Annotated in this window: 19 protein-coding genes and 1 pseudogene; 18 read left to right on the top strand and 2 right to left on the bottom strand. The window is 46.7% G+C overall.

Features of this window, described 5'->3' with window-relative positions; genetic code table 11:
- Positions 1 to 78: 78 nt before the first annotated feature.
- The 11 genes from ACFQZT_RS01050 to ACFQZT_RS01000 all read left to right on the top strand — a co-directional run bounded on the left by ACFQZT_RS01050 (position 79) and on the right by ACFQZT_RS01000 (position 16,719).
- Positions 79 to 1,041 carry an ABC transporter permease gene (locus tag ACFQZT_RS01050; RefSeq protein ID WP_379295671.1) on the top strand — a complete coding sequence of 321 codons (963 nt, stop codon included), beginning with the start codon at positions 79 to 81 and terminating at the stop codon, positions 1,039 to 1,041.
- Positions 1,038 to 1,910: a carbohydrate ABC transporter permease gene (locus tag ACFQZT_RS01045; RefSeq protein WP_379295669.1), complete on the top strand. Its 873-nt coding sequence runs from the start codon at positions 1,038 to 1,040 to the stop codon at positions 1,908 to 1,910. The genes ACFQZT_RS01050 and ACFQZT_RS01045 overlap by 4 nt, the downstream gene beginning before the upstream one ends.
- 64 nt (positions 1,911 to 1,974) lie before the next feature.
- Positions 1,975 to 3,594 (top strand): extracellular solute-binding protein, encoded by a 1,620-nt coding sequence (locus ACFQZT_RS01040; protein ID WP_379295667.1) that lies wholly within the window; start codon positions 1,975 to 1,977, stop codon positions 3,592 to 3,594.
- 202 nt (positions 3,595 to 3,796) lie between these two features.
- Positions 3,797 to 7,255: a discoidin domain-containing protein gene (locus tag ACFQZT_RS01035; protein WP_379295665.1), complete on the top strand. Its 3,459-nt coding sequence runs from the start codon at positions 3,797 to 3,799 to the stop codon at positions 7,253 to 7,255.
- A 16-nt stretch (positions 7,256 to 7,271) separates the two neighbouring features.
- A complete protein-coding gene (locus ACFQZT_RS01030) occupies positions 7,272 to 8,930 on the top strand; it encodes a glycoside hydrolase family 43 protein (RefSeq protein ID WP_379295663.1) in 1,659 nt (552 codons plus the stop codon).
- Positions 8,927 to 9,853, top strand: a complete 927-nt coding sequence (locus ACFQZT_RS01025; RefSeq protein WP_379295661.1) for a family 43 glycosylhydrolase — start codon at positions 8,927 to 8,929, stop codon at positions 9,851 to 9,853. The genes ACFQZT_RS01030 and ACFQZT_RS01025 overlap by 4 nt, the downstream gene beginning before the upstream one ends.
- A 139-nt stretch (positions 9,854 to 9,992) precedes the next feature.
- Positions 9,993 to 11,204: a family 43 glycosylhydrolase gene (locus tag ACFQZT_RS01020; RefSeq protein ID WP_379295659.1), complete on the top strand. Its 1,212-nt coding sequence runs from the start codon at positions 9,993 to 9,995 to the stop codon at positions 11,202 to 11,204.
- Positions 11,167 to 13,524: a right-handed parallel beta-helix repeat-containing protein gene (locus ACFQZT_RS01015; RefSeq protein WP_379295657.1), complete on the top strand. Its 2,358-nt coding sequence runs from the start codon at positions 11,167 to 11,169 to the stop codon at positions 13,522 to 13,524. Before ACFQZT_RS01020 ends, ACFQZT_RS01015 begins: the two co-directional genes overlap by 38 nt.
- A gap of 41 nt (positions 13,525 to 13,565) precedes the next feature.
- Complete coding sequence (locus tag ACFQZT_RS01010) at positions 13,566 to 15,938, top strand: glycoside hydrolase family 95 protein (protein ID WP_379295655.1); 2,373 nt, start codon at positions 13,566 to 13,568, stop codon at positions 15,936 to 15,938.
- A 21-nt stretch (positions 15,939 to 15,959) separates the two neighbouring features.
- On the top strand, positions 15,960 to 16,169 hold the full coding sequence (locus tag ACFQZT_RS01005) for a hypothetical protein (RefSeq protein ID WP_379295653.1): 210 nt from the start codon (positions 15,960 to 15,962) through the stop codon (positions 16,167 to 16,169).
- Positions 16,170 to 16,368: 199 nt separating this feature from the next.
- On the top strand, positions 16,369 to 16,719 hold the full coding sequence (locus tag ACFQZT_RS01000) for a cupin domain-containing protein (protein ID WP_379295651.1): 351 nt from the start codon (positions 16,369 to 16,371) through the stop codon (positions 16,717 to 16,719).
- A gap of 626 nt (positions 16,720 to 17,345) precedes the next feature.
- Here ACFQZT_RS01000 and ACFQZT_RS00995 read toward each other — a convergent pair.
- The gene (locus ACFQZT_RS00995) at positions 17,346 to 18,245 is read right to left on the bottom strand and encodes a LysR family transcriptional regulator (RefSeq protein ID WP_379295649.1); all 900 of its coding nucleotides are present in this window, start codon (positions 18,243 to 18,245) and stop codon (positions 17,346 to 17,348) included.
- Between the two features lie 498 nt (positions 18,246 to 18,743).
- Between ACFQZT_RS00995 and ACFQZT_RS00990 the strand changes: the two are divergent.
- A pseudogene (locus tag ACFQZT_RS00990) lies at positions 18,744 to 18,839 on the top strand (DMT family transporter); the annotation flags it as partial.
- A gap of 657 nt (positions 18,840 to 19,496) precedes the next feature.
- On the opposite strand, the gene ACFQZT_RS00985 reads toward ACFQZT_RS00990, so the two are convergent.
- Positions 19,497 to 20,093 carry a CGNR zinc finger domain-containing protein gene (locus tag ACFQZT_RS00985; protein WP_379295647.1) on the bottom strand — a complete coding sequence of 199 codons (597 nt, stop codon included), beginning with the start codon at positions 20,091 to 20,093 and terminating at the stop codon, positions 19,497 to 19,499.
- Positions 20,094 to 20,225: 132 nt separating this feature from the next.
- Here ACFQZT_RS00985 and ACFQZT_RS00980 point away from each other — a divergent pair, with 132 nt between their 5' ends.
- From ACFQZT_RS00980 to ACFQZT_RS00955, 6 genes are all read left to right on the top strand, one after another.
- A complete protein-coding gene (locus ACFQZT_RS00980) occupies positions 20,226 to 20,666 on the top strand; it encodes a VOC family protein (RefSeq protein WP_379295645.1) in 441 nt (146 codons plus the stop codon).
- On the top strand, positions 20,666 to 21,580 hold the full coding sequence (locus ACFQZT_RS00975; protein WP_379295643.1) for a pyridoxamine 5'-phosphate oxidase family protein: 915 nt from the start codon (positions 20,666 to 20,668) through the stop codon (positions 21,578 to 21,580). Before ACFQZT_RS00980 ends, ACFQZT_RS00975 begins: the two co-directional genes overlap by 1 nt.
- Positions 21,581 to 22,297: 717 nt before the next feature.
- Positions 22,298 to 23,269 carry an NAD(P)H-dependent flavin oxidoreductase gene (locus ACFQZT_RS00970; protein WP_379295641.1) on the top strand — a complete coding sequence of 324 codons (972 nt, stop codon included), beginning with the start codon at positions 22,298 to 22,300 and terminating at the stop codon, positions 23,267 to 23,269.
- Between the two features lie 31 nt (positions 23,270 to 23,300).
- Positions 23,301 to 24,260 (top strand): sugar ABC transporter substrate-binding protein, encoded by a 960-nt coding sequence (locus ACFQZT_RS00965; RefSeq protein ID WP_379295639.1) that lies wholly within the window; start codon positions 23,301 to 23,303, stop codon positions 24,258 to 24,260.
- 20 nt (positions 24,261 to 24,280) lie between these two features.
- On the top strand, positions 24,281 to 25,780 hold the full coding sequence (locus ACFQZT_RS00960) for a sugar ABC transporter ATP-binding protein (protein ID WP_379295637.1): 1,500 nt from the start codon (positions 24,281 to 24,283) through the stop codon (positions 25,778 to 25,780).
- A gap of 31 nt (positions 25,781 to 25,811) precedes the next feature.
- Positions 25,812 to 26,774 (top strand): ABC transporter permease, encoded by a 963-nt coding sequence (locus ACFQZT_RS00955; RefSeq protein ID WP_379295635.1) that lies wholly within the window; start codon positions 25,812 to 25,814, stop codon positions 26,772 to 26,774.
- The last annotated feature ends 7 nt before the right edge of the window (positions 26,775 to 26,781 follow it).

The following is a 26,781-nucleotide window of genomic DNA, read 5'->3' as shown; positions in this document are numbered from 1 at the left end:
AATACAAAATAAAGGCTAATTGTACGACATACCTCTTGGAAAGCGCTTGCTTTATAATGGCTTCAGGAGGCGAGAGAAATGCAAAATACAGTAAGTCACGTGAAATACAAGAGGCGCTTGGGGAGAGAAGCCACTCGTCGCCGGTGGCAGGAAGTTGTCAGGCATAAGTACTTCTACTTGATGGTACTCCCAACGGTGCTGTTCTTTCTGATCTTCGCGTATGTGCCTATGTACGGCGTGATCTTGGCTTTTAAGGACTTCAATTACTCACTGGGTATAATGAAAAGTCCGTGGAATCACTTTCAAAACTTTCGGGATGTGCTGGGCGATCCCAATTTCATCCATGCCTTCAACAACACGTTGCTGATTAGCTTCGGGCGTTTGCTTATCGAATTCCCGATCCCCATCGTGCTGGCGATCATGCTGAATGAAATGCGGCACAGGAGATTAAAACGGATATATCAAACTATATTAACGTTTCCGCATTTCATCAGCTGGGTCGTGTTAAGCGGAATCATAACAAGTATCCTGAGCGATCAGGGCGTCCTCAATCAGATTCTGCAGCTATTCGGATGGGGTAAAAATACGATCTTGCTCAACAACGAGAGTTTTCTGGCACTGCTGTTCACGTCGAACATATGGAAAGAAGCAGGTTGGTCCTCCATTATTTATCTGGCAGCTATCGCAGGTATCAATCCCGAGCTTTATGAGGCGGCGGCCATAGACGGTGCTAACCGTTACCAACAAATGAAAGCAGTTACATGGCCGGTACTTCGCAACACGGCAGCCATACTGCTTATATTGGCCGTCGGTGGCATTATGAACGGCGGATTCGACCAGATCTTCAATTTATACAACCCTGCCGTTTATGATCGCTCCGATATTCTCGATACGTACGTGTACCGCAGCGCTTTTGTTGACGCAACGGGGTTCGGCTACTCCACAACGGTCGGTTTGCTGAAATCCATTATCAGTTGCTTGTTGCTGTTCGGAGCCAATTTTGTTGTGAAGCATGTTATGAAGGAGGAGGGCCTCTATTGAAGCGGTTATCGGTTACCAATGCGCTGTTCACGCTCATCCTGGGGTTGTGTGCGATCGCGGCTGTATTCCCATTCTATGAAACGTTCGTACTGTCCTTGTCTACCATATTAGACTTGAAAGCGGGAGGCGTCATGATATTTCCGAGATCCATGGATCTCTCTTCGTATCGATATATTTTTCATGAAGGGAAGGTGGTTAATGGATTGCTTATATCGGTCCTCGTGACCGTACTAGGCACATTGGTGAATTTGGTTGTGACGACGACAGGTGCTTACGCGTTAGCCAAGAAATCGATGCCGGGGCGAAATGTGATCTTTACTTGCATCATCTTTACGATGTTTTTTTCAGGAGGTCTCATTCCCTATTATTTGACGATTCAAGGCCTGCACTTGCAGAATAATTTGCTTGTCATGGTATTGCCGGTGGCTGTAAACGCATTCAACCTCATCCTGATGAAGAACTTCTTCGGAACCGTCAATCCGGCTCTTGAGGAGTCGGCAAAAATCGACGGGGCCAACGATCTGAGTATCCTCATTCGCATTGTTATACCGGTTTCGTTGCCGATCATGGCGACCATGACATTGTTTTATGCGGTTGATCGTTGGAATGAATGGTGGCTTCCGTTGTTGTTTATCAACGATACAAACTTGCATCCATTGCAGCTTGTGTTAAGAGACTCGATCACTAATCTGAGTCAGACAATCAATAGCACGACGGGCGCACAGATGGCTTCCATGACTCAAGCCGTATATGCGGATTCAGTAAAATCCGCAATGATCATTGTATCCGCCTTACCTATCATGATGATGTATCCCTTCGTGCAAAAATATTTCAATGCGGGGATCATGATCGGTTCCGTCAAAGAATGATAATAATGGTTACGGCCGTTATTATATACATCCTTAGCTTCAAAAAAACAAGGAGGGTTACGAAATGAAGTCCAAACAAAGAGTATTGGTATGCTCGACCCTGCTTCTGCTCGCAGGGACGGCGCTATCCGCCTGCGGCAATGGGGAGAGCAAGTCAGCCACAACCCCGAGCGCAACGGCGCAACAGAAGTCAGATGGTTCGGCAATGAGCAAGACATTGGAACTCAGTGCTGCCGCCTGGGACATCCAGTCCGGCTTTGATGCACCGAATGCAAAGAACGATGCCATCTACAACGATTTGGCCAAGAAGTTCAATGTCACGATCAAGCCGGTTCAGATTACCTGGAACGACTGGCAGGATAAAGCGAAGGTATGGGCTGCGTCAAATCAGCTTCCCGATATGTTCGTCGACGCGCTCGCCACCGATAATACCGCGTTGTACGAAACCTGGGCGAAGCAAGGCGTGATCAAGGCGATTCCTGACGATCTGAGCGCGTATCCGAACTTGAAAAACCTGTTTTCGTTGCCGAGCGTGCAACCTCTCAAAGTGGATGGGAAGTTTTATATGATTCCGCGCGGGAACGCCACCGTTACGCCTGTAACGATGGCGCGACCGATCCGTTATCGTAAGGATTGGGCGGAGGAAGCCGGATTTACAAAGGATCCTGCCACCTTTGATGAATTCATGGCCATGACCAAGGCGGTTATGAAGAAACATTCTGGTATCGCCGGCTTGGAGGTTAACGGAAAACCTTATCTGTTAACGCAATTTTTGGGATCTTTCCCCGAGTTGTCGGAGCCGAAAAACTGGGTGAATGAAAATGGCAAGTGGATTCCGGCATTTACGTCGGAGAAAGCTTATACGGGGATCCAGCAGCTTCGTACGCTCTTTGCGGATGGAATCCTTGACAAGGATTTTGCTATTCAGAAAGACGCAGATGGCGCGAACAAGTTTGTGTCCGGACAAAGCTTCGCGTTTTATGGACTGGACGGCCTTACCGACGAGCTATATGCCCAATTCGTAAAAGCGAATCCAGGCGTTAGCCCTTCCAAAGCACTTGGTTATTTAAATATTTGGCCTGCTCCCGACGGGCAACGCTATTACTTCAATGGTCCCCCTTACTGGTCAGAAACGTATTTCCCGGCATCCCTCAGCGACGAAAAGTTTAAACGAGCGCTGCAATTGATGGATTACCTCGTATCGCCGGAATTTCAGCTTTTAAGGGATAATGGAATAGAAAATGTGGACTATAAGGTCGAAAATGGTCAATCTATTTCTTTGCTTAAAGAAAATGCAAAACTCGTCGATAAATATCCGATTACAGATAAAAGTCTTGCTTATTTAGGCACATGGGAAGGTCCTCTTTATTCAGGGAAAAAAGTCGTGAATTCGGACCCCGAACAGGCGGCACTCACCAAATTGCAAGTCGACTCGAACAAAAAGTTTTTGACAGAGAACAAGCCGGCGCCCATTAACTTTGATATCTTCCTGATGTCAACTCCGGCGAAAAACAAAATTACGGGTCTCAGCAACAATATCATAGATGACATGGTCAAAGTCATGTTGGGCACAGGGGACCCGGTTGCCCAGTGGAAAGAAATCGTTAAGGGATATGATGCCAAAGGCGTGCAAGACGCGATTAAAGAAGTGAACGATGAGGCAGCCAAGAGAGGCATTAAGTAACAATTAAGGTTCAATGACAATGCAGTGACGCAGGGAAGCTTCCAAACTATAGATACCATGTTCGTGAAGCTTCCTTCGTGTCAGTTTCGTATTCAAGCATCTCCGAGATAAACCTGTGAGAGGGGGGGGGGATAAAATTTAGCTTAGGATAATTAAGATGGAGTAGGAATGCCAATTTTCGGAAAAAGAAGGAGTTGAAAGTATGTTTAAAGGTCTGTTTTTGAACAGAAGTAAAAAAAGGTCTAATGCGTTATTTTTGTTGATGGCTTTGTTAGTATCTTTCATCCCAATCTTCCCGACAAATGTTCAAGCGGCTACTACTTTGAAGACATATCCGGCCCCTGCGGGTACCACATTGTCCACAGACTTTACCGTAAAAGTGCGTGTGCCGGGTGGAGTGTGGCAGGATCTGGATGAGTATCAAACGAGGGTCGGCGCAGCGAGCAGAGCTACTTTTGCCTCATTTGTTTATTTCGATACCGATGGTCCGGTAGATCTATCTGTGACCTATAATGGCGGAACGGTAACATCGGCTTCTGTCAAGCCTAACAGGCTTGGTATTACTCCTGCCATCAGCGGCAATACAATGACCTTTAGTATTTCCGGTCCCCAAAAGCTCGTATTTGATGTGAATGGCAATGTGGACAATGATCTGATGATTTTTGCCAATCCGGTAGAAGTGAATCCTCCAAGCCCTACCGATCCCAATGTCATTTACCTGGGTCCCGGTGTTTATAATCAGAGCTACACCCTGTCTAGCGGCCAGACGCTTTACATTGCCGGCGGAGCGGTCGTCAAAGGCGGTGTGATTTTAAACAATTCCACGAATGCCAAGGTTATCGGGCGCGGTGTTCTTGATCATTCACCAGCAGCTGCCGTTGATCTCAGTTTTGCCAACAATGTCACTGTTGATGGTATCATCCTTAACGATTACAATGCCGGTATTGAAGTTGGAAATGCCACCAACGTCACCATAAATAATGTGAAATTAATGGCTTACCTGAAATGGACCGATGGTATCGATAATTTCTGCTCTACCAATGTTTCCATCAATGACGTATTTGATCGCTCAGGCGATGATTCTATTGCTGTATACGCTTCTCGTTTCGGATACTCAGGAAATTCGTCCAATATCAGTGTCACCAACTCGATTCTCATGCCGGGCAAAGCCCATCCGATCAATATAGGGACCCATGGCAATCCGGGTGCTGAAGGTGGAGGCGATAACATTGATACACTCAACTTTTCGAATCTGGACATCTTAACGTATAACCCGTTAAGTGCCGGTTTACCATTAGGCATTTCCTTCACCGCCAGCGATGGCAGTCTGATATCCGATGCCACTTTCTCGGATATTCGGATAGACGATGCCGTTGTTAATAAGTTCGTAGATGTCATTACTTTTAAAAATCCGGGTTACGGCCTTGCAGTGGGGCGTGGAATCAATAACGTCTACTTCAAGAATATCTCCTATAACGGCACGAATACCAACGCGAACCAAATTTACGGCAATAGCTCCACTCAATTGACTCAGAACGTTACATTTGAGAATTTGACCGTAAACGGGACTCCGGTTCTGAGTGCCGCTGACGGGAATTTTACAATCGGCAACTATGCGAGCAACATTAATTTCATTGCTTCCGGTGCTACTCCGCCGTCAACGACACCTATTCCGCATTATACTCCAATCAATCTGGCCTTGAATCGGACCGCAAGTAGCGATAGTTCGCAGGCAGGCAATCCGGCTTCCAGCGGCAACGACGGTAACGATACGACGACCCGCTGGTCTGCGAATGATGGAAATACCGGTCATTCGTGGACGGTAGACCTTGGCTCCAGCAAGAATATCACCCGCGGCACCCAGGTAAAGTGGCAGAACGCAGGCGGAGGATATAAGTATAAGATTGAAACCTCAAATGACAATACCAACTGGAAATTAAAGGTTGACAAAACTTCGAATACTAGCACGGATCAGATTCAATCCGATATCTTCTACGATACCGCTCGTTATGTCCGTATTACCGTAACCGGACTGCCAAGCGGTGCGAATGCCAGTTTCTACGATTTCAAGGTGTTTGGAGATCAAGCCAATCTTGCGTTGAACCAGAATGTAAGTAGCGATAGCTCGCAGTCATCCAATCCGGCCTCATTCGGGACAGACGGCAATGCTGCAACCCGCTGGATTGCGAATGATGCCAATACCGGCCATTCGTTAACGGTAAACCTTGGAGCAAACATGAATATTACCAATGGTACCCAAGTGGCGTGGGAGAAGAGCGGCGTATATCAGTATAAGATTGAAACCTCAACGGATAATGCCAACTGGACGACAGTCATTGACAAGACCGCCAATACCAGCACGGACCAGGTTCAAAACGATTACTTTACCGGTATCGCCCGGTATGTCCGTATTACCGTGACTGGACTGCCAAGCGGCGCTAATGCCAGTATCTACGATTTCAAAATATTTGGGGATCCAACGAACCTGGCGTTGAACAAGGCCTCAAGTAGCGATAGCTCCCAGACAACGAATCCGGCCAGCAATGGTAACGACGGTAGTACTGCAACCAGCTGGATTGCGAATGACGGAAGCACCGGCCATTGGTGGATGGTAGACCTTGGCACAACCATGAATATCACCAATGGTATCCAGGTGATGTGGCAACAGCCTAGTTCTATCTATTTGTATAAGATTGAAACCTCAACGGATAATACGAATTGGACGACAGTGATTGACCGGACTGTCAATCTCAGCAATGCTCAGGTCTACAACCATTTCTTTACCGGCACCGCCCGTTATGTCCGTGTTACCTCGACCGGTTTGCCAAGCGGTGCTAATGCCAGCATCAACGAGTTCAAGGTGTTTGGAACCCCAAATACTTATGTGAACGATACAGACTCCAACATTGTTTACAACGGCAGCTGGAGCTACTCCGGCGGCAGAAGTTTTGGCGATTATCAGGATGATGTTCACTATACGATGACGAACAATGACTCGGTCCAATACACATTTACGGGAAGAGGAGTCGATTATATTACTGAAAAAAACAGCGATCAGGGCCAGGTGGATATTTACATCGACGGAGCTTACCAGACGACAGTGGATTGCAGCAGTTCGACCAGAATAGCGCAGCAATTGGTATACAGCATTACGGGTCTGGCAAGCGGGACGCATACGATAAAAGTTGTCAAAAAAACGGGTACGTATATGCTTGTCGATGCCTTTAATCCTAACAATAACATCTTTGATCCCAATGCCTACTACACCATCACGAACCATACGGACGGTTTGGCATTAAGCGGAGGGGGCGGCTCGAACGGGTCCAATGTCACGGAGTCGTCGAATACAACCAGCACCAATTCGAAATGGCAGATCACCGATCTGGGCAACGGTTACTACAAGATCAAGAATCGTACGGACGGACTGGTGTTGAACGGAGGCGGCGGCACGAACGGGTCCAATGTCACGGAGTGGTCGGATATCACCAGCAACAATCTGCAGTGGCAGATCGTCGATCTGGGCAACGGTTACTACAAGATCAAGAATCATACGGACGGAAAGGTGCTGAACGGAGGCGGCGGCACGGAAGGATATAACGTCACGGAGTGGTCGGATATCACCAACAACAATCTGCAGTGGCAGATCAGCAAAGCAAATTAATTTAGAATATTTTGCAGTGACAGTGAATGAACTAGCGGGGGTCCGGAACACGAACGGCGTGTTCCGGACTTTCCGTCATGGATTCGGAAAGGACGACTATTTTATGGAAGATAACTACAATCTATTATCGAAGAAGGGAGCTTGGGGAGATCAGGGGGACGGCACCTACGTCAATCCTGTCTTGCCGGGAGATTATAGCGATCCGGATGTCATTCGAGTCGGAGATGATTATTACGCTATCTCCTCCACCTTGCATTGCTCTCCGGGGATGGGTGTACTTCATTCCAAAGATCTTGTGAATTGGAGAATGATCGGGCATGTTGTTGAGGATTTGACTTGCATCGGCCCGGAATACAATTACGACCGAATGAACCGTTATGGCAGAGGAGTCTGGGCAGGCGCGATCCGATTCCACAATGATAAATATTGGGTCTATTTTTTTACGCCCGACGAAGGATTGTTTATGAGCACGGCTGACGATCCGGCGGGACCTTGGGAGCCGCTTCATCAAGTCTGGGCGGTTAGCGGCTGGGACGACTGCTGTCCGTTCTGGGACGATGACGGACAAGGGTACTTCGTTGCCACTAATTTTGCCAATAATTATAACATACATTTATTTAAACTCAGTCAAGACGGAAAAGAGCTGCTGCATGACAGCGATACGATTATTCATCAGTACAAAGGGAGCGAAGCCAATAAGCTCTACAAAATCAATGGAGTTTACTATTTTTTCCACAGCGAGGTTCGCCGTGAAGAAGGCGTTGAAGTCAGAGTCGTCATGATGTTAAGAGCAGAACATATTTATGGACCCTATGAGGAAAAGGAGCTTATCCATACGCACGGCATGGAGATAGACCGCGAGCCGAATCAGGGCGGGCTTGTCCAGACCGTTTCCGGGGAGTGGTATTTCATTTCCCATCAAGGAACGGGCGGATATTACGAAGGGAGAACGCTTCACTTGCTGCCCGTAACGTGGGTTGACGGATGGCCGATCATCGGTAGCGATTCGGACGGCGACGGAATCGGAGAGATGGTATGGGGAGGCAGGAAGCCCATAAACGGACATCCGGTGACGGTTCTTTCCACGAATGACGATTTTGACCGGGCGATGCTTGAGCCGTATTGGGAATGGAACCATCAGCCGCGAGCCGACAAATGGTCGTTAACGGCCCGGCCCGGCTATTTGCGTCTATACGCATGCGAGCCCATCGATAAAGACGATTTTTTTACCGTCTGCAACGTCCTTACACAAAGAGCGTTTAGAACCGTTCGCAATGCGGCAACCGTAAAAATAGAGATCAGCGGCATGGCGGACGGACAAGAAGCGGGGCTTTGCCATTTTGCGCAAACCTATTGCACGATTGGAGTTCAACAACAGAATGGGATAAGGGTTCTGAAGTTTAATAATGCGGGTACGATTGCATGGGGTTTGGAAATAACAGGAAGCAACCTTTGGTTAAGGTCTGAGTGGAACATAGATGGAATCAGCCGGTTCGAATATAGCGTCGATGGGGACCATTTCACGAGCTTTGGAGACGCCTATCGGCTGGGGTGGGGGAAATACAGAGGAGACCGGATCGGGTTATACAGCTATAACATTGAAAATGAACAGGGTTATATCGATGTAGATCAATTTTGTTATGAGGTCGCAGGAGCAGGGAGGGAGCATGAATGAAATCGCCATTGTTTAGGGATCCGATCTATGACGGAGCGGCAGATCCTGTGGTCATTTGGAATCGTCAGACCAAGGAATGGTGGATGATTTATACGAACCGCCGTGCGACCGCACAGGGAACAGGTGTGGCGTGGGTTCACGGAACCGACCTCGGCGTGGCGGTTTCCCGCGACGGCGGCAAGGAGTGGGTTTACCGCGGTGTACTGCAGGGGCTGGATTTTGAATGGGGAAGAAATACGTTCTGGGCGCCGGAAATCATCTGGCACGACGGATTGTATCACATGTACGTCAGTTATATTCAGGGAGTACCTGATCATTGGGGGCATCCGAGGGACATGCTGCATTATACCAGCCCGAATTTGCTGGAATGGTACTTCGTTTCCAAGCTCGGCTTGAGCTCGGGAAATGTCATTGATGCTTGCGTCTACCCGTTGCCGGACGGCCGCTTCCGGATGTGGTACAAGGATGAGGGCCACCACTCTCATATGTATGCAGCAGACAGCAGCGATCTCTACCACTGGGAGGTTACGGGTCCGGTCATTACCGAGCGTTCCCAGGAAGGACCGAACGTGTTCCGCTTGGGCGGCTATTATTGGATGATCGTAGATGAGTGGCACGGGCAGGGCGTGTACCGCTCGAATGATCTCGAGACGTGGGAACGAAACGGCCTCATTCTCGACCAACCTGGCAAGCGTCAGGATGACGGGACGATCGGCCTGCACGCAGATGTGGTCGTACTAGGAGAAGAGGGGTATATCTTTTATTTCACTCATCCTGGCCGTGGTAATGGGCACAATGAAGATTCGGGCTATGAGACGCGTCGCTCGTCCATTCAGGTTGCCAAGCTGGAAGTTGTGGACGGTGTGCTGATCTGTGACCGCGACAAGGAGTTCGAGTTGAATCTTGGAGTGGAAGACTGTTAACTTTGCTGCCACTGCGGGGATCGCGGCCAGAGTAAATTAAGAAGGTCATTCTCAAGCCATTCCATTAGTGGCCCGAAATCGGGATTTTTCTATATACAGCAATTCAGCAGAATATGGGACAAAGAGAGTGTGGAATAACGTGCAAATTGTGAATGTTAAGGAGCCGCAAATCGATATGGCGGTCGGCGAACCATTAAGTTTGCCGCAGCTCGTTGAGGTCGAGCTGGAAGGAGGAATCGTCGAACGTTTTCCGGTCAGCTGGGAGCCTATCGATCCATCGCTTCTGGAGAAGTCAGGAGTTGCCATTGCTGAAGGGACAGTGAAGGGGGACGTTTATCCGAACCCGCTCATTCCAAATCGTGCCGACCCCTACGTACTGAAGCATTCGGACGGCTTTTATTATTTTACCGGGTCCGTACCGGAGTATGACAGATTGGTGCTGCGTCGTTCCCGAACCATCGCAGGTCTGTCGACCGCAGAGGAGACTGTTATCTGGACCAAGCACGATGTAGGGGAGATGGGCAACCATATTTGGGCGCCGGAGCTTCATAGAATCAACGAAAAATGGTACATCTACTTTGCGGCCGGAACTGCAGAGAACAAATGGGACATCCGACCGTATGTGCTCGAATGTGCGGATGAGAATCCCTTAACAGGGACTTGGGAAGAGAAAGGGAAAATCGAGCTTCCGGTAGATAGCTTTTCTCTGGATGCGACAATATTCGAGCATAAGGGGCGAAGATATTTGGTATGGGCTCAGATCATCGAAGATTCCTGTCTCTATATCGCCCCTATGGATAAACCGTGGTCGATTTCAGGCCAACCGGTCAAGCTCTCGTCCCCGGAGTATGAATGGGAGATCCAAGGGCATCGCGTGAATGAAGGTCCAGCCATACTGAAAAGGAACGGACGCCTATTTTTGGCCTATTCCGCCAGCGCTACGGACGACCGTTATTGTATGGGGTTGTTGACGGCGACCGATACGAGCGATTTGTTGGATCCCGCATCATGGGCCAAATCGAAAGAGCCAGTATTCGTCAGTAACGAGGCCGCCTCCGAGTACGGTCCAGGACATAACAGCTTCACGGTATCGGAGGATGGCTCCGCTGATCTTATCGTTTATCATGCGCGTCCCTATAAAGAAATCGATAGCGACCCCCTGTATGATCCCAATCGACATGCGCGCGTGCAACGATTGTTGTGGAAGCCGGACGGCACGCCGTTCTTTGGTAAGCCGGGATGGAGGCCGGATCCATCCGGTCTTCGGGTAAGTGCCAAGGTGATCATACGCGATGTGAGAAAGGAAGCTGAAAATGAAGCAAGCAGAGGAATGGATCTACGTCTCAACTGAGGGAAATGATCGAGCGGAAGGCACGAAAGAGCGGCCTTTTGCAACTTTACAGCGGGCACAGATGGCGGCCCGGCCCGCCGTTAAAGCAGGAAAGCCGGTCCGTGTTCGAGTATTCGGCGGCACGTATTACCTGCCGGATACGCTTCGGTTTTTACCGGAGGACTCCGGAGCCGAAGATGCTCCGGTTATTTATGAGGCGGTTCCCGGCGAGGAGGTCGTTATCAGCGGAGGCATGCAACTTGAGCTTCAATGGAGACCGTATGACGAAGGGGTACTGCAGGCCGAGGTTCCGCACGGGCTGCAGTTGGATCAACTTTTTGTAAACGGCCGGCAAATGCATATGGCGAGATATCCGAATTACTGTGAAGAAACCCGGATCATGAACGGTTATGCGGCTGATTGCATTCATGCGGAACGCGTGCGGCGCTGGGCCAGCCCGGCCGGCGGATACGTCCATGCCATGCACAAACATTTATGGGGAGACTACCATTACCTCATTAAGGGAAAAGATGAAAACAACCAACTGATATTGGAAGGCGGTTGGCAAAACAATCGGCAAATGGGCATGCACGACAACTATCGTTATGTAGAAAATATTTTCGAGGAACTGGATGCTCCGGGTGAATGGTTTCACGACGAAAAGAACGGGACTCTCTATGTATATCCTTATCCGGGAACGAATTTACATGAGGCGTTAATCGAGGGAGTTCGGCTCGCACATTTGGTTGAATTCGTCGGCAGCGAGGATGCTCCGGCTCGGCATATACAGCTAAGAGGGTTTACGTTTACGCATGCGGCGAGAACTTTTATGGAAAGCAAAAAGCCTCTTCTTCGCAGCGATTGGACCATATATCGTGGTGGAGCGGTGGTGCTGCGCGGGACGAAAGATTGTACGATCGCGGATTGCACATTTGAACAGTTGGGCGGGAATGCCGTCTTTGTAGACAGCTATAATCGAAACCCCGTCATCAAGGGATGCCGGATTTCGAATGTAGGCGCGAGCGGAATCGCTTTCGTCGGGGATCCGGAGGCTGTTCGCAGTCCGTTGTTTGAATTTAATGAACGCCAGAAGCTTCAGGACATCGATCAAACGCCAGGGCCGAAAACGAACCGTTATCCTGCGGGCGGTTTGGTCGAGGATTGTTTGATCTATCGAGTTGGGCGTGTGGAAAAACAGTCCGCTCCCGTACAAATTTCCATGGCGATGGACATCACTGTACGTCATTGCAGTATTTACGAAGTGCCTAGAGCGGGGATTAATATTTCGGAAGGGACCTTCGGCGGTCATGTGATTGAACACTGCGATGTATTTGATACCGTTCTGGAGACAGGCGATCATGGTTCGTTCAACTCGTGGGGACGGGATCGGTATTGGCTTCTGGATGATGTTGACATGGATCAAATTAATTCGGACAGCGAGTCGGAGAACAGTACTTTGCCCATTTTGGATATGGTGAGACCGATTACTCTCCGGAATAACCGATGGCGCTGCGATTATGGATGGGATATCGATCTTGACGACGGCTCGACCTGGTACCAAATACACGACAATTTGTGTTTGGCCGGCGGGATCAAGCTGCGGGAGGGCTTTTACCGGATATGTGAAAACAACATCATGGTGAATAATTCCTTCCACCCTCATGTCTGGTTTCGGGGAAGCCGGGATATATTCCGCCATAACATTGTTCTTGCCGAATATGCTCCAATTCGGGTATCGAAACCTTGGGGACAACTATGCGATTGGAATCTGCTTCACGAGGTCGACGGATTGGAGCCGAAACCGGCTTCGCAGTTACAAGAACAGAGCGGTGTGGATGAGCATTCGCTGATCTCCGATGCATGGTTTGTCGATCCTGCCTCTGGAAATTATCAGGTGCGTGACGGTTCGCCGGCACTTGGCTTAGGCTTCCGCAATTTCCCCATGGATCAATTCGGGGTGCGAAAGCCGGAGTTGAAAAGGATCGCGCGAACGCCAAGGCTTCCTGAGCTTGGAGCCGTGGCAAGCGAATCCGGCCGTCTTCAACAGCATACCCGTTGGGGGCAGTGCAAAGTAAAGAACATCGTTGGAATGGGGGAAGTGTCCGCTGCCGGATTGCCGGCGGAAACAGGGGTTCTCATTGAAACAATGCCATGGGGCAGCTGGCAAATGGAGCAAGGGTTCCAAGTTGCGGACGTGATTTTGGAGCTGAACGGGGAAAAGGTGGATACGGTCGACGATTTATTGGGGTTGTATAATACGATCACTACAGGAAATAGCTTTCGTATTAAGGTATTTCGTGGCCAACGAGAAGTAGAATTGACAGGCGAGAAAGAACTCTAAAAGGAAATTTTAAAACTTGTTCGTTTGAGCGGAGGACAATTATGCATATTCAATTTCATTCCCCGGCCGTTTATTGGACGGAAGCCCTTCCTGTCGGAAACGGCAGGCTTGGCGCCATGGTTTTTGGCGGTATCGAGAAAGAACGCATCGCATTGAATGAAGATACTCTTTGGTCCGGTTACCCCAGGGATTGGAATAATCCAGGGGCGAAAGAAGTGCTGCCGAAGGTAAGAGAGCTGATCGCACAAGAAAGATATGAAGAAGCGGATCAACTCTGCAAGGAAATGATGGGTCCCTTTACGCAAACGTATTTGCCTTTCGGCGACTTGCACCTGGTTATGGATCACGGCAATGTGGCCAGACAATACCGCCGCAAGCTTGATCTGTCTACGGGGATCGCGACAGTCGAGTATTCCGTTGGGGGCGTTCGATATTCCCGTGAAATATTTGCCTCCTATCCCGACCAAGTCATTGTCGTTCGTTTGCAATCCAGCAAGGCGGGACAGCTCAGCTTTCGGGCCAAAATGGACAGTCCGCTAAGGTACGCATCGTCCTATGAGTCCGAACATTACATCATATCCGGCATTGCGCCGGACTATGTTTCTCCAAGTTACCATCATATCGAAGATCCCATTCGTTACGGCGACCCAGAGACGACGCAAGCTTTGAAGTTCCATGGACGATTGGCAGTGGTGCATGAAGGCGGGACGTTGAAGGTTGATGCGGACGGTGTGCACGTGATTGGAGCGACTGGCGTGATCTTATATTTCCATGCTTCAACCTCCTTTGATCCTAGAATTGGCGCGAGCAGTTCGGAGTGCAATCCGAAGCAAATAACCGCTGATGCAATCCAAGCCGTTCACGGAAAACCATATGAGGAAATTCTAAAGCGGCATCTTGACGACCACAATGAGCTATTCGGCAGAGTAGCCTTGTCTCTGGGGGAAAGCAACGCCCCCTCAGACATGACGACCGATCGGCGGATTGCCGAATTCGGCAGCAGCGATCCGGGCTTGGTGGAGCTATTGTTCCATTACGGTAGGTACCTGCTGATTGCAAGCTCCCGTCCGGGAACTCAGCCTGCCAATCTTCAAGGCATATGGAATGAAGAAACGCGGGCGCCATGGAGCAGCAATTATACGCTGAATATTAATGCGGAGATGAACTACTGGCCTGCAGAGACTTGCCATATGGCGGAAACGCATGAGCCGTTGATTGATTTTATCGGTAGATTGGCACGGAACGGCAAGAAGACGGCCGATACGAATTATGGCGCAAGAGGGTGGGTAGCGCATCATAATTCCGATTTGTGGGCCCAAACGGCTCCGGTTGGCGATTATGGAATCGGGGACCCGGTATGGGCGCTTTGGCCGATGGGCGGCACATGGCTAACCCAGCATTTGTGGGAGCATTATGCCTTCAGCGGGGATGAGGTGTTTTTGCGGGATACGGCGTACCCCATTATGAAGGAAGCGGCGTTATTCTGTTTGGATTGGCTCATCGAAGATCAAGGCGGATATTTCATTACTTCGCCTTCGACTTCTCCAGAGCAGAAATTTCTTGTCGGCGACAAGCGTCATGCCGTAAGCGTGGCGACGACTATGGATTTGTCTCTGATCGGCGAGTTATTCGACAACTGTATCCAGGCGGCGGAACAGCTGAAGAACGACGAGGAATTTGCGAAGTTATTAGCAGAGACGAAGATAAGGCTGTTGCCTCTCCAAATCGGCAAGCAGGGTCAACTGCTAGAATGGTCCCAAGATTTCGAAGGCGAGGATGTCCATCATCGTCACGTCTCTCATCTAGTCGGGGTTTATCCGGGGCGGCTGATCACAGAGAAGTCTGCGCCCGATCTGTTCCGTGCAGCGAAGACATCGCTTGAAATCAGAGGGGACGGAGGCACGGGATGGAGTCTTGGCTGGAAAATCGGCTTATGGGCAAGATTCAAGGACGGCAACCGCGCAGAGCGGTTAATCTCGAATTTGCTGAACCTCATTAAAAGTGACGAATCGATTAATCATGAAAGAGGCGGCGTGTATGCCAATTTGTTCGACGCGCATCCTCCTTTCCAGATCGACGGAAACTTTGCCGCCACTGCGGGAATCGCAGAGATGCTGCTGCAATCGCATCAAGGATACTTGGAGCTTCTTCCGACTTTGCCCGATGCCTGGAAAGACGGATTTGTTAAAGGCTTGCGGGGCCGAGGAGGTTATGAAGTCGATATGGAATGGAAGGGCGGCGCATTGTCAAAGGCAGAGATCGCAGTTTCCATAACGCAGACTTGTAAAGTGCTAGCGAAGATGAAGGTAAGGATTACGCAAGAGGGCGAGGAAGTTACTTGTTCTCATATAGGAAACGGCTGTATCGGGTTCCATGCGGAAAGCGGAAAACGTTACGCCGTATCGGCCGTATGATGTATTTGGGAGGAGAGGAGCATGTCCGATCACGGATTATATGCCGGGTACCTGTTTGTTTATAATACCGATGATGGCAAGGGAGGCGGGGAGGAAATCTACTTTGCTCTAAGCGAAGGGAACGATCCACTGCATTGGCGAGAGCTAAATGACGGAGAGTCCGTTCTTACTCCTCAATTAGGGGAAGGAGAAGTGCGATCCGTTCATCATCCGATCGCCCCAAGGGGATAAGTTTTTCATGCTGGGAACGGATCTCAAGGAAGATGACCGAACTAGATTCGGGCGTATGGACAATGCTTACGGAATTTTCGTTGCCATTTAAGCCTCTTCATGGGTCCGTATTGCCAGTTTCACGTTCCGAATATGAGAGGTTGCTTGCCCAATACGACAGGGGTTGAAGAGGTGATCATGGAAAGCCAATATCCTGCCGATGAAATCATTTGCTTTAGGTAACAGAGATAATCTGCATCTCCCTTTCAAAATAAGCTCGATCGGATATAATCAACAACAAGATCAGGTTCAATCGGTAACCATACAGTGTTATGAAGTGATGATCGGTACGATCGGTAAAGGCATTGTTCGAATTCGAGGTGAAGAGCCTTTCGTACTCCATCCGGAACAGGCCGTTATTATCAGGCCGGGAAGCGTGTACGAGACTCAAGCTGTGGAGGATGGATGGGAGTCAGCAGTACTTCGCTTTGTTTGCAGCCCTACCATGCTGCCTCAATTTCGTTTGCGTTTGCATCAACCTATGGCGATACTTGGGACGTCATGGATGTAAGTATTTGATAATTTCGGTACTGAATTAATTTCGGTACTGAATAGTGAAAGCGATCGATAATTCGAAACCAGTTGGTATGGTGCAAATCGATCAGAATGGTAATATGACGATTGTCAAGTCGGACGATTCGACGCCAGCATGTGTGGCTGACGCGAATGTAGCTACATTCTGCCTTACCGTAGTATCTGCTAATGGTAAATCGGCGACTACACCAGTCCAAGTGAAATCGTATCTATTCCGGCATCTTCTAGAATTGATTTGTGCGCCCATTCTTACAAAACAATCGGAGAGTGGGCGTTTATAATTGCAAATCACAATTGAATTTTCCAATCTAACCACCGATAAATCTACTTTAAATAGGAATTATGGTTGTCATAACCATCATTTTCTATAAAAAAGGTTTGGTGTCCATCTTATTTTGTTCTAGCCTGAGAAGGCGTGCATCCGTACATCCGGCGATGCAATTTTTGACAACGTCAGCATCAGTCACTTTTGGAAGTTCCATACAGCCTATTCTTCCAACGGACAAAATCACAACAATTTCAAACAATATACCTTTATTTTTGCTAAATGAACTGTCCTACATGTACCATCCAACACCAAAGCATCTTTCGACTCGTTTAAGATTATTTTGCTTGAATAAAAGCGGATTCCACAAGGTGGAACCTACGTTTTGCAATCTGGATGAACTCTGACACAGCAACAGTTTCATAGGCATCTTTGCGGCGAATGAAAAGCGTCGGTGTTTTGCAGAGATCTTCCGAGATTTTTTGAGATCGCAAGTTATATTGAACCAAAGCTCTCTCAACCACTGAGCGGGGTAAAAGGGAGACCCCGAGGCCGGCGTGAATACATCCAAGGATTCCCTCCAATGTTCCGAATTCCATGATTTTAGCAGGAATAATTCCTTTTAAATGTAACCAATCCTCGAGTTTTCGACGGTAAGAACAACCAACACGAAATACCAGTAAAGTTAGATTTCGTAATTGTTCCGGCCGATCAATTGCTGGGAATTGTCCCCCTGAGATGAGTGCAAGTTCCTCAACCCCAACCTCTATAATATCGAGTTCTGAGTGCTCAACTGGCGCAGCTACCAAAGCTCCATCCAATTCGTACTTCGACACTAAATGGATGAGTTCTTCCGTCGTTCCGGTTTTTAATGTCAAATCGACCTCTGGATAAGACTTATGGTAATCGGTGAGAATAAATGGCAGCCGAATAGCTGCTGTCGTTTCAAGCGATCCGATCCGAAGTGTCCCTCTTGGGATCGAGTTATCTGCCACGACACGTTCCGCCTCTTGCGTAAGAAAGACAATTTTCTCAGCATAGGACTTTAGTGCCTCACCGGTTGTTGTGAGCCTAACCCCTTGCCGCCCACGACGGAATAGTTCTGTTTTCAGTTCACTTTCGAGCTGCTGGATACGGATACTTATACTCGACTGAACGTATTCCAATTTCTCGGCTGCCCTGGTAATGCTCCCCTCGTTTGCAACTGCCAGAAAAATCTGCAAGTCTCGGATGTCCACTGTCATTCCTCCGTTTATGGTATTGAAGATTTTAATGTATACTATCGCTTAAATTCATTATACACGATGTATATTAGGGGGTACAATGAATTTAGAAAGGGGTTTTGTCTCTTGGAGAATACAGGACCTAAACATACGAAAATTTTTGATTCCACCAAAACAAAGATAAGGTGGATTTGTTATGCTCATAATTGAAATAGGGGGCGGACGTTTTTCATACACTTCCATTGATGCAATCACTGTTTCATCTTTCCGTCATGGGATCAGGGTGTTTGGCAAGAAGCGACAACTTCGTTTACCTTGAAGCTCCCTTTGGCGCACGGTTCGTAAATTGGGGAACCCTGAAAGCTGATCATCTTATTCAATTGCTGTTCTGTATCATTTCAACTGGGCATATGTGAATCGCTTCATCGTTTTATTGACTTGCGTCATTCGCCGCAGAAGACGTGTATATAAAAAACTTTCAATTATTAATTAGGAGTTGAGTTCTGAATGGCTAATGCGCAATTGAGAACTGTAGTGGGCTCACCTATTGTAGCTTCTGCTATTTCTTTTACAGTAGGTGCCTTAGCTTTACTGATTGTATCGTTATTCTCGATTACTAGGAGCGCTTTTGATTATTGGAGGAGTCATTATCGTTCAAAAATTTTAAATTTTAAAGTGGCATATAAAGCCATTGATGATGAATTCTTCTTGATTTGAACAGACTTTACACTTTGGTGATCTAGTTTCTTTTTTATATATGTAATGCCTCTATATCAACAGAGCTTATCTATTCGTCTTCGATGTAGTGTCTGCCGGTTTGCTGGAGCACATGCAAGTTGACTTCGGAACAAAAGCGGCGGTCGACGACCGTGATGACGCGTCCGAGCTTCCAGATGATCAAAGCTTTCTTGACTTTCTTTGTATCATGTGGATTAAAGCATATCTGTAAAAAGAATCGTGACAATCCTTCTCACCGCCGAAAGTCGAAGTTATAGTAACACCACATAATGACTTTTAGACTGAATTTGCTGTCCAGCTATTGACGAATAACTTGGCCGAATAAAGAGCTAGGAAACAGTAAGGCTGTTACCTAGCTCTTTATGTGATACGCCCAGCATGGGAGTTATCTTTAAGGTGAAAGTCCCAACGGGGGCTGTCGATTGACTATCGTAGCCAAGAACAATCCGGAGTAGTACATGCAAGAACTTGATGAGTAATTTCAGTAATACTTAGGCCACATAAGAATGAAAACCTCTTAGAAGGGCGTCAGGCTTCCTCGGTTGCCGATTTATGACGGTGATAATGCTGGTTGACCTTCACGCGGTTGCCGCATCTTTCCATGCTGCACCAGCGTCGTTGTTGATTTCGGCTCGTATCGTAGAAAAACAGAATACATTTATGATTTTCACATTTCTTCAGGTTATCCGGTTTGAACGTCGTCAAGAACAGCGCCGCCTCCTCCAAAAACAAGGCAGGCAGCTGCGATATATCGTAGAAACGTTTAGTGGTTATACCATTTTCTTTCTCTTTGATCTGGTAATAGCTGCGATACCGAGACAACTCGTCATTCAGATCGGCGATGAATAAAACGGGGACGGCTCGTTCCTCAACGATCGTTATGAAGGCTTGCTCCAACTTGCCGCGGAAGGCAAGGGTCTTTTGAAATAGATTCATTCGTTCAGCTGCCGGGAGTTGTTCAAAATCCCCCGTAATAACGTCCCGCTTACCGGAACGATCCAGCCATTTCATGAGATCCTCCCAAGAATGCAGTAATTCTGTGCGCTGCTCCTTGACATTTTTGCGCGTATTCACGAAATCTGTGGCAAAATGATTGCCGATAAATACAAAATTCGTTTGCTCCATGACTTTTTAGTTCCTTTTAAATGATTTGGATTCAAATAAATTATAACCGTCTAAAACTATGTTTACAAATTATAATATTGAGGATATTATAATACCTGTAATATTATTTTGGTGGTTAGGGGATGAATGGAGATGCTAGTATTAGGACATGTCGGTTTGAATGTTACAGAATTGGACCGTTCGATTCAGTTTTATAAGGAGGTGCTTGGCTTCACGCTTCGTATGAAATCGGAGGAACCCGGCAGGAAATTCGCTTTTCTGGGCGATGATCAGGTGAATCGGGTAACTTTATGGGAACAAAGCGAAGGCTCGTTCTCCAAACAGACTCCCGGTCTGCATCATTTGGCATTTGAAGTAGAATCGGTTGAAATCATTCAGGCTTACGAAGCAAGGCTGAAGGAGCACGGCGTCAAGTTCATCTACAATGGCATCACCGCTCATGCTGAAGGAGGGGATTCAGGAGGCATCTTCTTCGAGGATCCTGACGGCATCCGTCTAGAAATTTACGTGCGCCAAGGAATAGGCGGACATACGAACAACGTGGCTCACGGCAGAGCCTGCGGTTTCTTCTGATGACGTACCATCCCGGGGAAATTCAGGTTCAAGAACGTGCGGGTGTGAGGCATATCGCCGAACGGAGCAGAGGGATTCGTTCCGACATTCCGGATGTGGCGAAGATCTTTCTCGAGCAGCAGCCGTTTCTAATTCTCGGCGCACCGAAGGACGACGGAACTGTGTGGGCTTCGGTTCTTTTTGGTGCCCCCGGCTTCGTTCAGGTCGTGGATTCTCGAAGCATCGCTATAGATGGATCTCCTGAGGTAACAGATCCGATTAGCTGCGGTCTTCGCTTAGGCTATCCCGTCGCGACTATCGCCATGGACTTCGCTGAGAGACGCCGAATGCGTGCGAACGGCATCATTACCGCCGTAGACCGGGGGCGTTTGGAAATCGTTACGGAACAGGTTTACGCTAATTGTCCAAAATACATTCAAGCCCGCAAGTGGTCGCCGAAAGAAGAGGATACTAGTAGACTTGCACAGTCAAGCATCAGTTTCACTGCGCTTCCGAATGAAGCCATGTCAATTGTGAGACATGCGGACACGTGCTTTATTGCTAGCCACCATCCTGAATACGGTGCGGATGTATCGCACCGTGGCGGCATGCCGGGATTCATAAAGACAGAAAATGATAAAACGTTGGTATTTCCCGATTATACAGGGAATGCCATGTTCAATACGTTGGGCAACTTAATTGGCTATCCCCAGGCAGGGCTGTTGTTCATGGATTTCGATTCAGGTAGTCTCTTGCAGTTGACGGGTACCGCCGTGGTCGAATGGGACGTGTCAAAGAGCAGGTTTTCGCTCCCTGGCGCCGAGCGTCTCATAAAGTTTCGTTTGGAACGTGGACATTTAACAAGGAACGCGATGCCATTGAACTGGAGCTCGGCACAGTTTTCACCCGCCAATCCAAGAACCCAGGAGGAATGAACGATAAGGAAAGACGACAAGCTTCTCTCCCTTTTCTCGACGAAGGAGAAGCTTTTTTGTTTTTGTCTTACATTTACTGTATATATTTGTATGAATTTTATGCTATCCCCGCATTATAAAGGGGGAGGAATCCCGTCCGTGATCAAATGAACGAATACTTGTTGCCTTGAAATAGCTTGAAGCATTTAGGCTATCATTCCTGAAATCCCCAGAAAAGATAAATCTGCAAGTCTCGGATGTCCACCGTCATTCCTTCGTTTAGGTATTGAATATTTTAATGTTTGATATCGATTATATTCATTTTACGTGATATCTGCGGGGAGGTACAATGAATTTAGAAAGGGGCATATCTCAATGAAAACGGTTACCAAAGCGAGCTACTCAAATGGATTAATGAAAAAAATTATTGGAGGGAAAAAATGAACGAAACTCCGAACTCCGTTAGTACTCATGAATCTCATCGGTGGTCAATGGAAAGAAGCCACTGAGGCCGAAAGCATTGAAGTTCTTAATCCGGCAACAGGAGAAACAATGGCATTCGTACCGATCTCAACCAAACGAGGCATTCTTTCCATTTTCAGGTTGGAAGGATTCCTTCTACGGAGATCTCCATGCGAACGGGAGGGATGCTGTGGAGTTCTACTCCCGTAAGAAAATGATTACAGGACGATACTAATTGCGTGTTCTAAATAAATTTAACGGAAAGGGATGAAACCAATGAAAAAATGGGAGACAGCCCTAACGAAAAGATTGAATATTCAGACTCCAATTGTTTTAGCCCCTATGGCAAGAATCTCAGGTGGAAGACTAGCTGCGGCAGTATCCGAGGCAGGAGGTGTGGGGATTGTCGGTGGAGGTTACGGTGACGAGAAAAGTCTCCCAATTGAATTGGAAATTGTAGCAAATAGGACTAATCATCCTTGGGGTGTTGGATTTATCACTTGGTCACTCTCTCTCAAACCATATCTTTTAGACATTGCTCTTGAATATGACCCGCATATCCTTTTTCTTTCTTTCGGGGATATTCGCCCATTTGCTTCAAAAATTAAAAAGGCGGGTAAGCTGCTTGTCTGTCAAGTGCAGAATATTGATGATGCTCTGATTGCTCGTGATGAGGGTGCTGATTTTATTGTCGCGCAAGGAATGGAAGCAGGGGGGCATTCTACAAACGAGCAAGGAACTTTCTGTATAGTTCCATCTATTGTTGATGCAGTAGCACCAACGCCTGTATTGGCAGCGGGAGGAGTTTGTGACGGTCGCGGTTTGGCCGCTGCACTTATGCTTGGCGCAGACGGTGTCGTCATGGGAAGTCGATTTTATGCCTCTGTCGAGTCTTCCGGCGATACAGAGGCAAAGTCCAGAATAATTCGCGGTAAGGGCTCCGATACCATTCGAACTCCGACTTTCGATATTGCACGCGGGCTAAATTGGCCGGTACCTTATAACGCACGTGCATTAAAAAATGAATTTACGGAGTACTGGCATAATCGAGTCGAAGAGATGCAGCTGCGATTGAACGAAGTACAGATTTTATATCAAAATGCTCAGACTACTAATGATTTTAATACTGCTGCCGTATTCGCAGGCCAAGGAATTGATAGGATACACAGCATTCAAAATGCAAAAGAAGCCGTTGACAATGTAATTCTGGAGGCTATATCTATTTTGGATAAAAAATTTTGGTCATGATTTCACTCAACAGAAAAGGGGAAGATTTCCAATGAAAAAAATGATTTCAGTTGCATTAACGGTGTTACTAGGTCTTAGTTTGGCAGCTTGCAGCATGCAGCCAACTACATCACCTGCTAATTCTTCTGCTCCAACTAAAACGCCTACAAAGAAGATAGGTTTCTTAGTACCAACTCTTCAAGGTGAATTTTTTATCAATCTGGTTAAAGATGTCACTGATAAGCTTAAAGAAAAAGGTTATACCGTTGAAGCTACTTCTTTTGACTCTGATTCAAGTAAAGAAATTTCTGCTATTGAAAATTATACGGTAGCAGGTGTTGATGAAATCATTGTCATGTTGCAAGACGATGCCGCTAGCGAAGCAATGAAAGCAGCAATGGATAAAGGAATCAAGATTTTTGCTGTAGGAAAAGAAACAAAATATTACGATTTTCTTGAGATTGCTGATAATACTGCAGTGGGAAACAATATTGCTGAAATGGCGGCTGATTATGTAAAACAAAAATATAATGGTAAAACACAAATTGGAGTTATGACGAATACCAAGAATACAGATTTGACATTGAGATCTAGTGGAATCGTGGACACCCTTCAGAAGCTTCTTCCGGACAGTACGATCGTTATGAAGCAGGAGGCTATCAATATTGGTGAAGGAACTGCCTTTACGGAGAACCTGCTTCAGAAATATCCGGATACAAAGGTAGTTGTTGCTTATGGTGATGCAATGGCCCTGGAAGCAGTTGAAGTATTTAAAGCTGCAGGCAAGACTGGTGATGGTTTTGCTGCGTTCGGAGCAGACGCAACTAAGCAGGGATTACAAAAAATTGCTGATGGCGATATATTCCGAGGTACCATTGATTGGGGAAACTTTCCTACAATGACTGCCGATAATGCCTATCGCTTAGTTAGTGGAGACAATTCTATGGGCAAGAAGGTTGTCGTTCCAGGTATTAAAGTTACGAAAGAAAACATAAGCAAGTATGTAAAATAGTAAGAATGGAGGCTTAACAATTGGAAGAACAAATGGTGCTAAGCATTGAAAATATATGTAAATCTTATCCTGGTGTGAAGGCATTAGACCATGTATCCATTGAATTTGCCAAGGGTGAAGTACATGCGATTGTTGGTGAGAATGGTGCCGGAAAATCGACCTTGATGAAAATCATTTCCGGTGCAATTGCTCCAGATAGCGGCACAATCATGATTAATGGAAACAGGCATAAAGCTATGGAACCGCAATTTGCTAAAGAAAACGGTGTAGAAGTCATTTATCAAGAGTTTACATTAGTTCCATCTCTTTCAGCTGCGGATAATGTGTTTTTGGGCGAGATAAAATTCGGGGCTTTTGTTGTAGATGATCATGAACGAAGAAAGCGTGCTGCTGAGATTTTTAAACAACTGAAGGTGAACATTGATCCGACTAAACCTGTTCGTGACCTTTCTCCTGCATACCAGCAGATTATTGAAATTGCAAAAGCTGTTAGCAGAGAAGTTAAAGTACTTATTATGGACGAGCCAACGGCACCCTTAACTGTATCGGAAGTGGATATGTTATTTGATATTGTTCGAGATTTAAAATCTAAGGGAGTTACCATTATTTATATAAGCCACCGGTTAGAAGAACTGTTTGAAATTGCAGATAAAGTAACGATTATGAGGGATGGCACTTATATTGATACAAAAAATATTTCCGATACAAACCGCAGAGAATTAGTTTCGTTAATGGCAGGCCGTGATTTAATTGAAAGTTATCCTGAACGAAGAAAAGATATTGGCGGAGAAGCTTTGCGGGTAGAACATTTGAGCGGTAATGGAGTGGAAAATATTAATTTTTCACTCCATAAGGGAGAAATTCTCGGTTTTGCCGGATTAGTTGGTGCAGGTCGTTCAGAGTTGATGCAGTTAATATACGGTGCTGCCCGTTGTACCAATGGAAAAATATTTTTGAATGGCAAGGAAGTGAAAATCAAATCACCCGGAGATGCCATTGCAAAGGGAATTGGACTTATTCCTGAAGACCGAAAAAAATCTGGAGCATTTTTATCGATGTCCATTCAATGGAATACGGTCATTAATTCTATTAAAAATATAAGTAGATTTGGAGTTGTTGATACAAAAAAAGAGCTGGAACTTTCTCAGTATTACAAAAATAAATTCCAGATCAAAGCTCCCACGCTTCTGCAGCATGTAGGTACACTAAGTGGCGGTAATCAACAAAAAGTTGTCATCGCAAAGACGATGGCTGCACAAACACAAGTCATTATTTTTGACGAACCTACTCGCGGGATTGATGTACAGGCAAAACAAGAAATATATAAATTAATGAATGAACTTGCAAGTTCAGGAATTGCCATTATTATTGTATCTTCAGAGATGCCGGAGTTAATTGGTATGAGCGACCGTATCGTAGTTATTGCAGAGGGTAAACAAACGGGTATTCTTTCAAAAGAGGAATTTGATCAAACTAAAATTTTGGATCTTGCATCAGGTGGCGAGCAGCACGCTTCTTAATACGCATAAGGGAACTAAAGGGGAGTATTATATGAACTTTTATCAAATATACAAAAAATATGGAATATATATTGTGTTAATGTTTGTTCTAGCTTTTTTTGGCTCTTTTGCTCCACATTTCATGAGTGTAGATAATGTTATGAATATATTACGTCAAGTATCCATGTTTGGCATCGTTGTCGTTGGTGTTACATTTGTCATGATTTCCGGTGGTATGGATCTTTCTGTCGGCGGGCAAATGGCGGTAACGGGTATGATTGTCGGTAATCTGATGGTTAAGATGGGTATAGGTATAGTACCAGCTTGTATTTTAGGTATTATTATTGGGACATTAATAGGGGCCATTAATGGGTTAATATCGGTGAAATTCAACATTCTTCCAATCATAGTGACACTGGGTACAATGTTGGCGTTACAGGGTCTAGCTTTTGTTATTACTAAAGGAATCCCTGTTTTCGGGCTTCCTCGCGGGTTTGCCATGCTTGGTCAAGGATACTTTGGACCCATTCCAATACCAGTCATTATTTTTGTAATCGTTATAGCAGTCGCTTGGTTTATTTTAAAGAAAACATACTTCGGACGTTACGTTTATGCTATGGGTGGTAGTCGTGAAGCGGCTCGATTAGCGGGGATTAATATCGAAAAAATGACCTATCTTGTTTACGCACTTTGCGGATTTATAACCAGCATTGCTTCCTTAATTATGTTATCCCGTACAAATTCTGCTCAACCAGCTGCTGGCGCATCCTATCCTTTTGACTGTATGACTGCAGCAGTACTGGGGGGGATCAGCTTTGCAGGAGGGGAAGGAAAAGTAGGGGGAGCAGTTGTAGGTGTTCTGATTATTGGTATCCTAAACAATGGTCTTCAGTTAATGAATGTAGATTCTAATTGGCAGGGATTAATTAAAGGTATTGTACTTATTGCAGCCGTTGGCGTTGATTCCATACAAAGAAGGGAAAAGAAAGTAAAACTTAAAGTTAAAGAAGCTTAAGGAGGTA

The organism is Paenibacillus sp. GCM10027628 (genome assembly GCF_042676385.1).
In the GTDB taxonomy this organism is placed as follows: Bacteria; Bacillota; Bacilli; order Paenibacillales; family NBRC-103111; genus Paenibacillus_E.
This window is presented reverse-complemented; position numbering and strand designations above follow the sequence as displayed.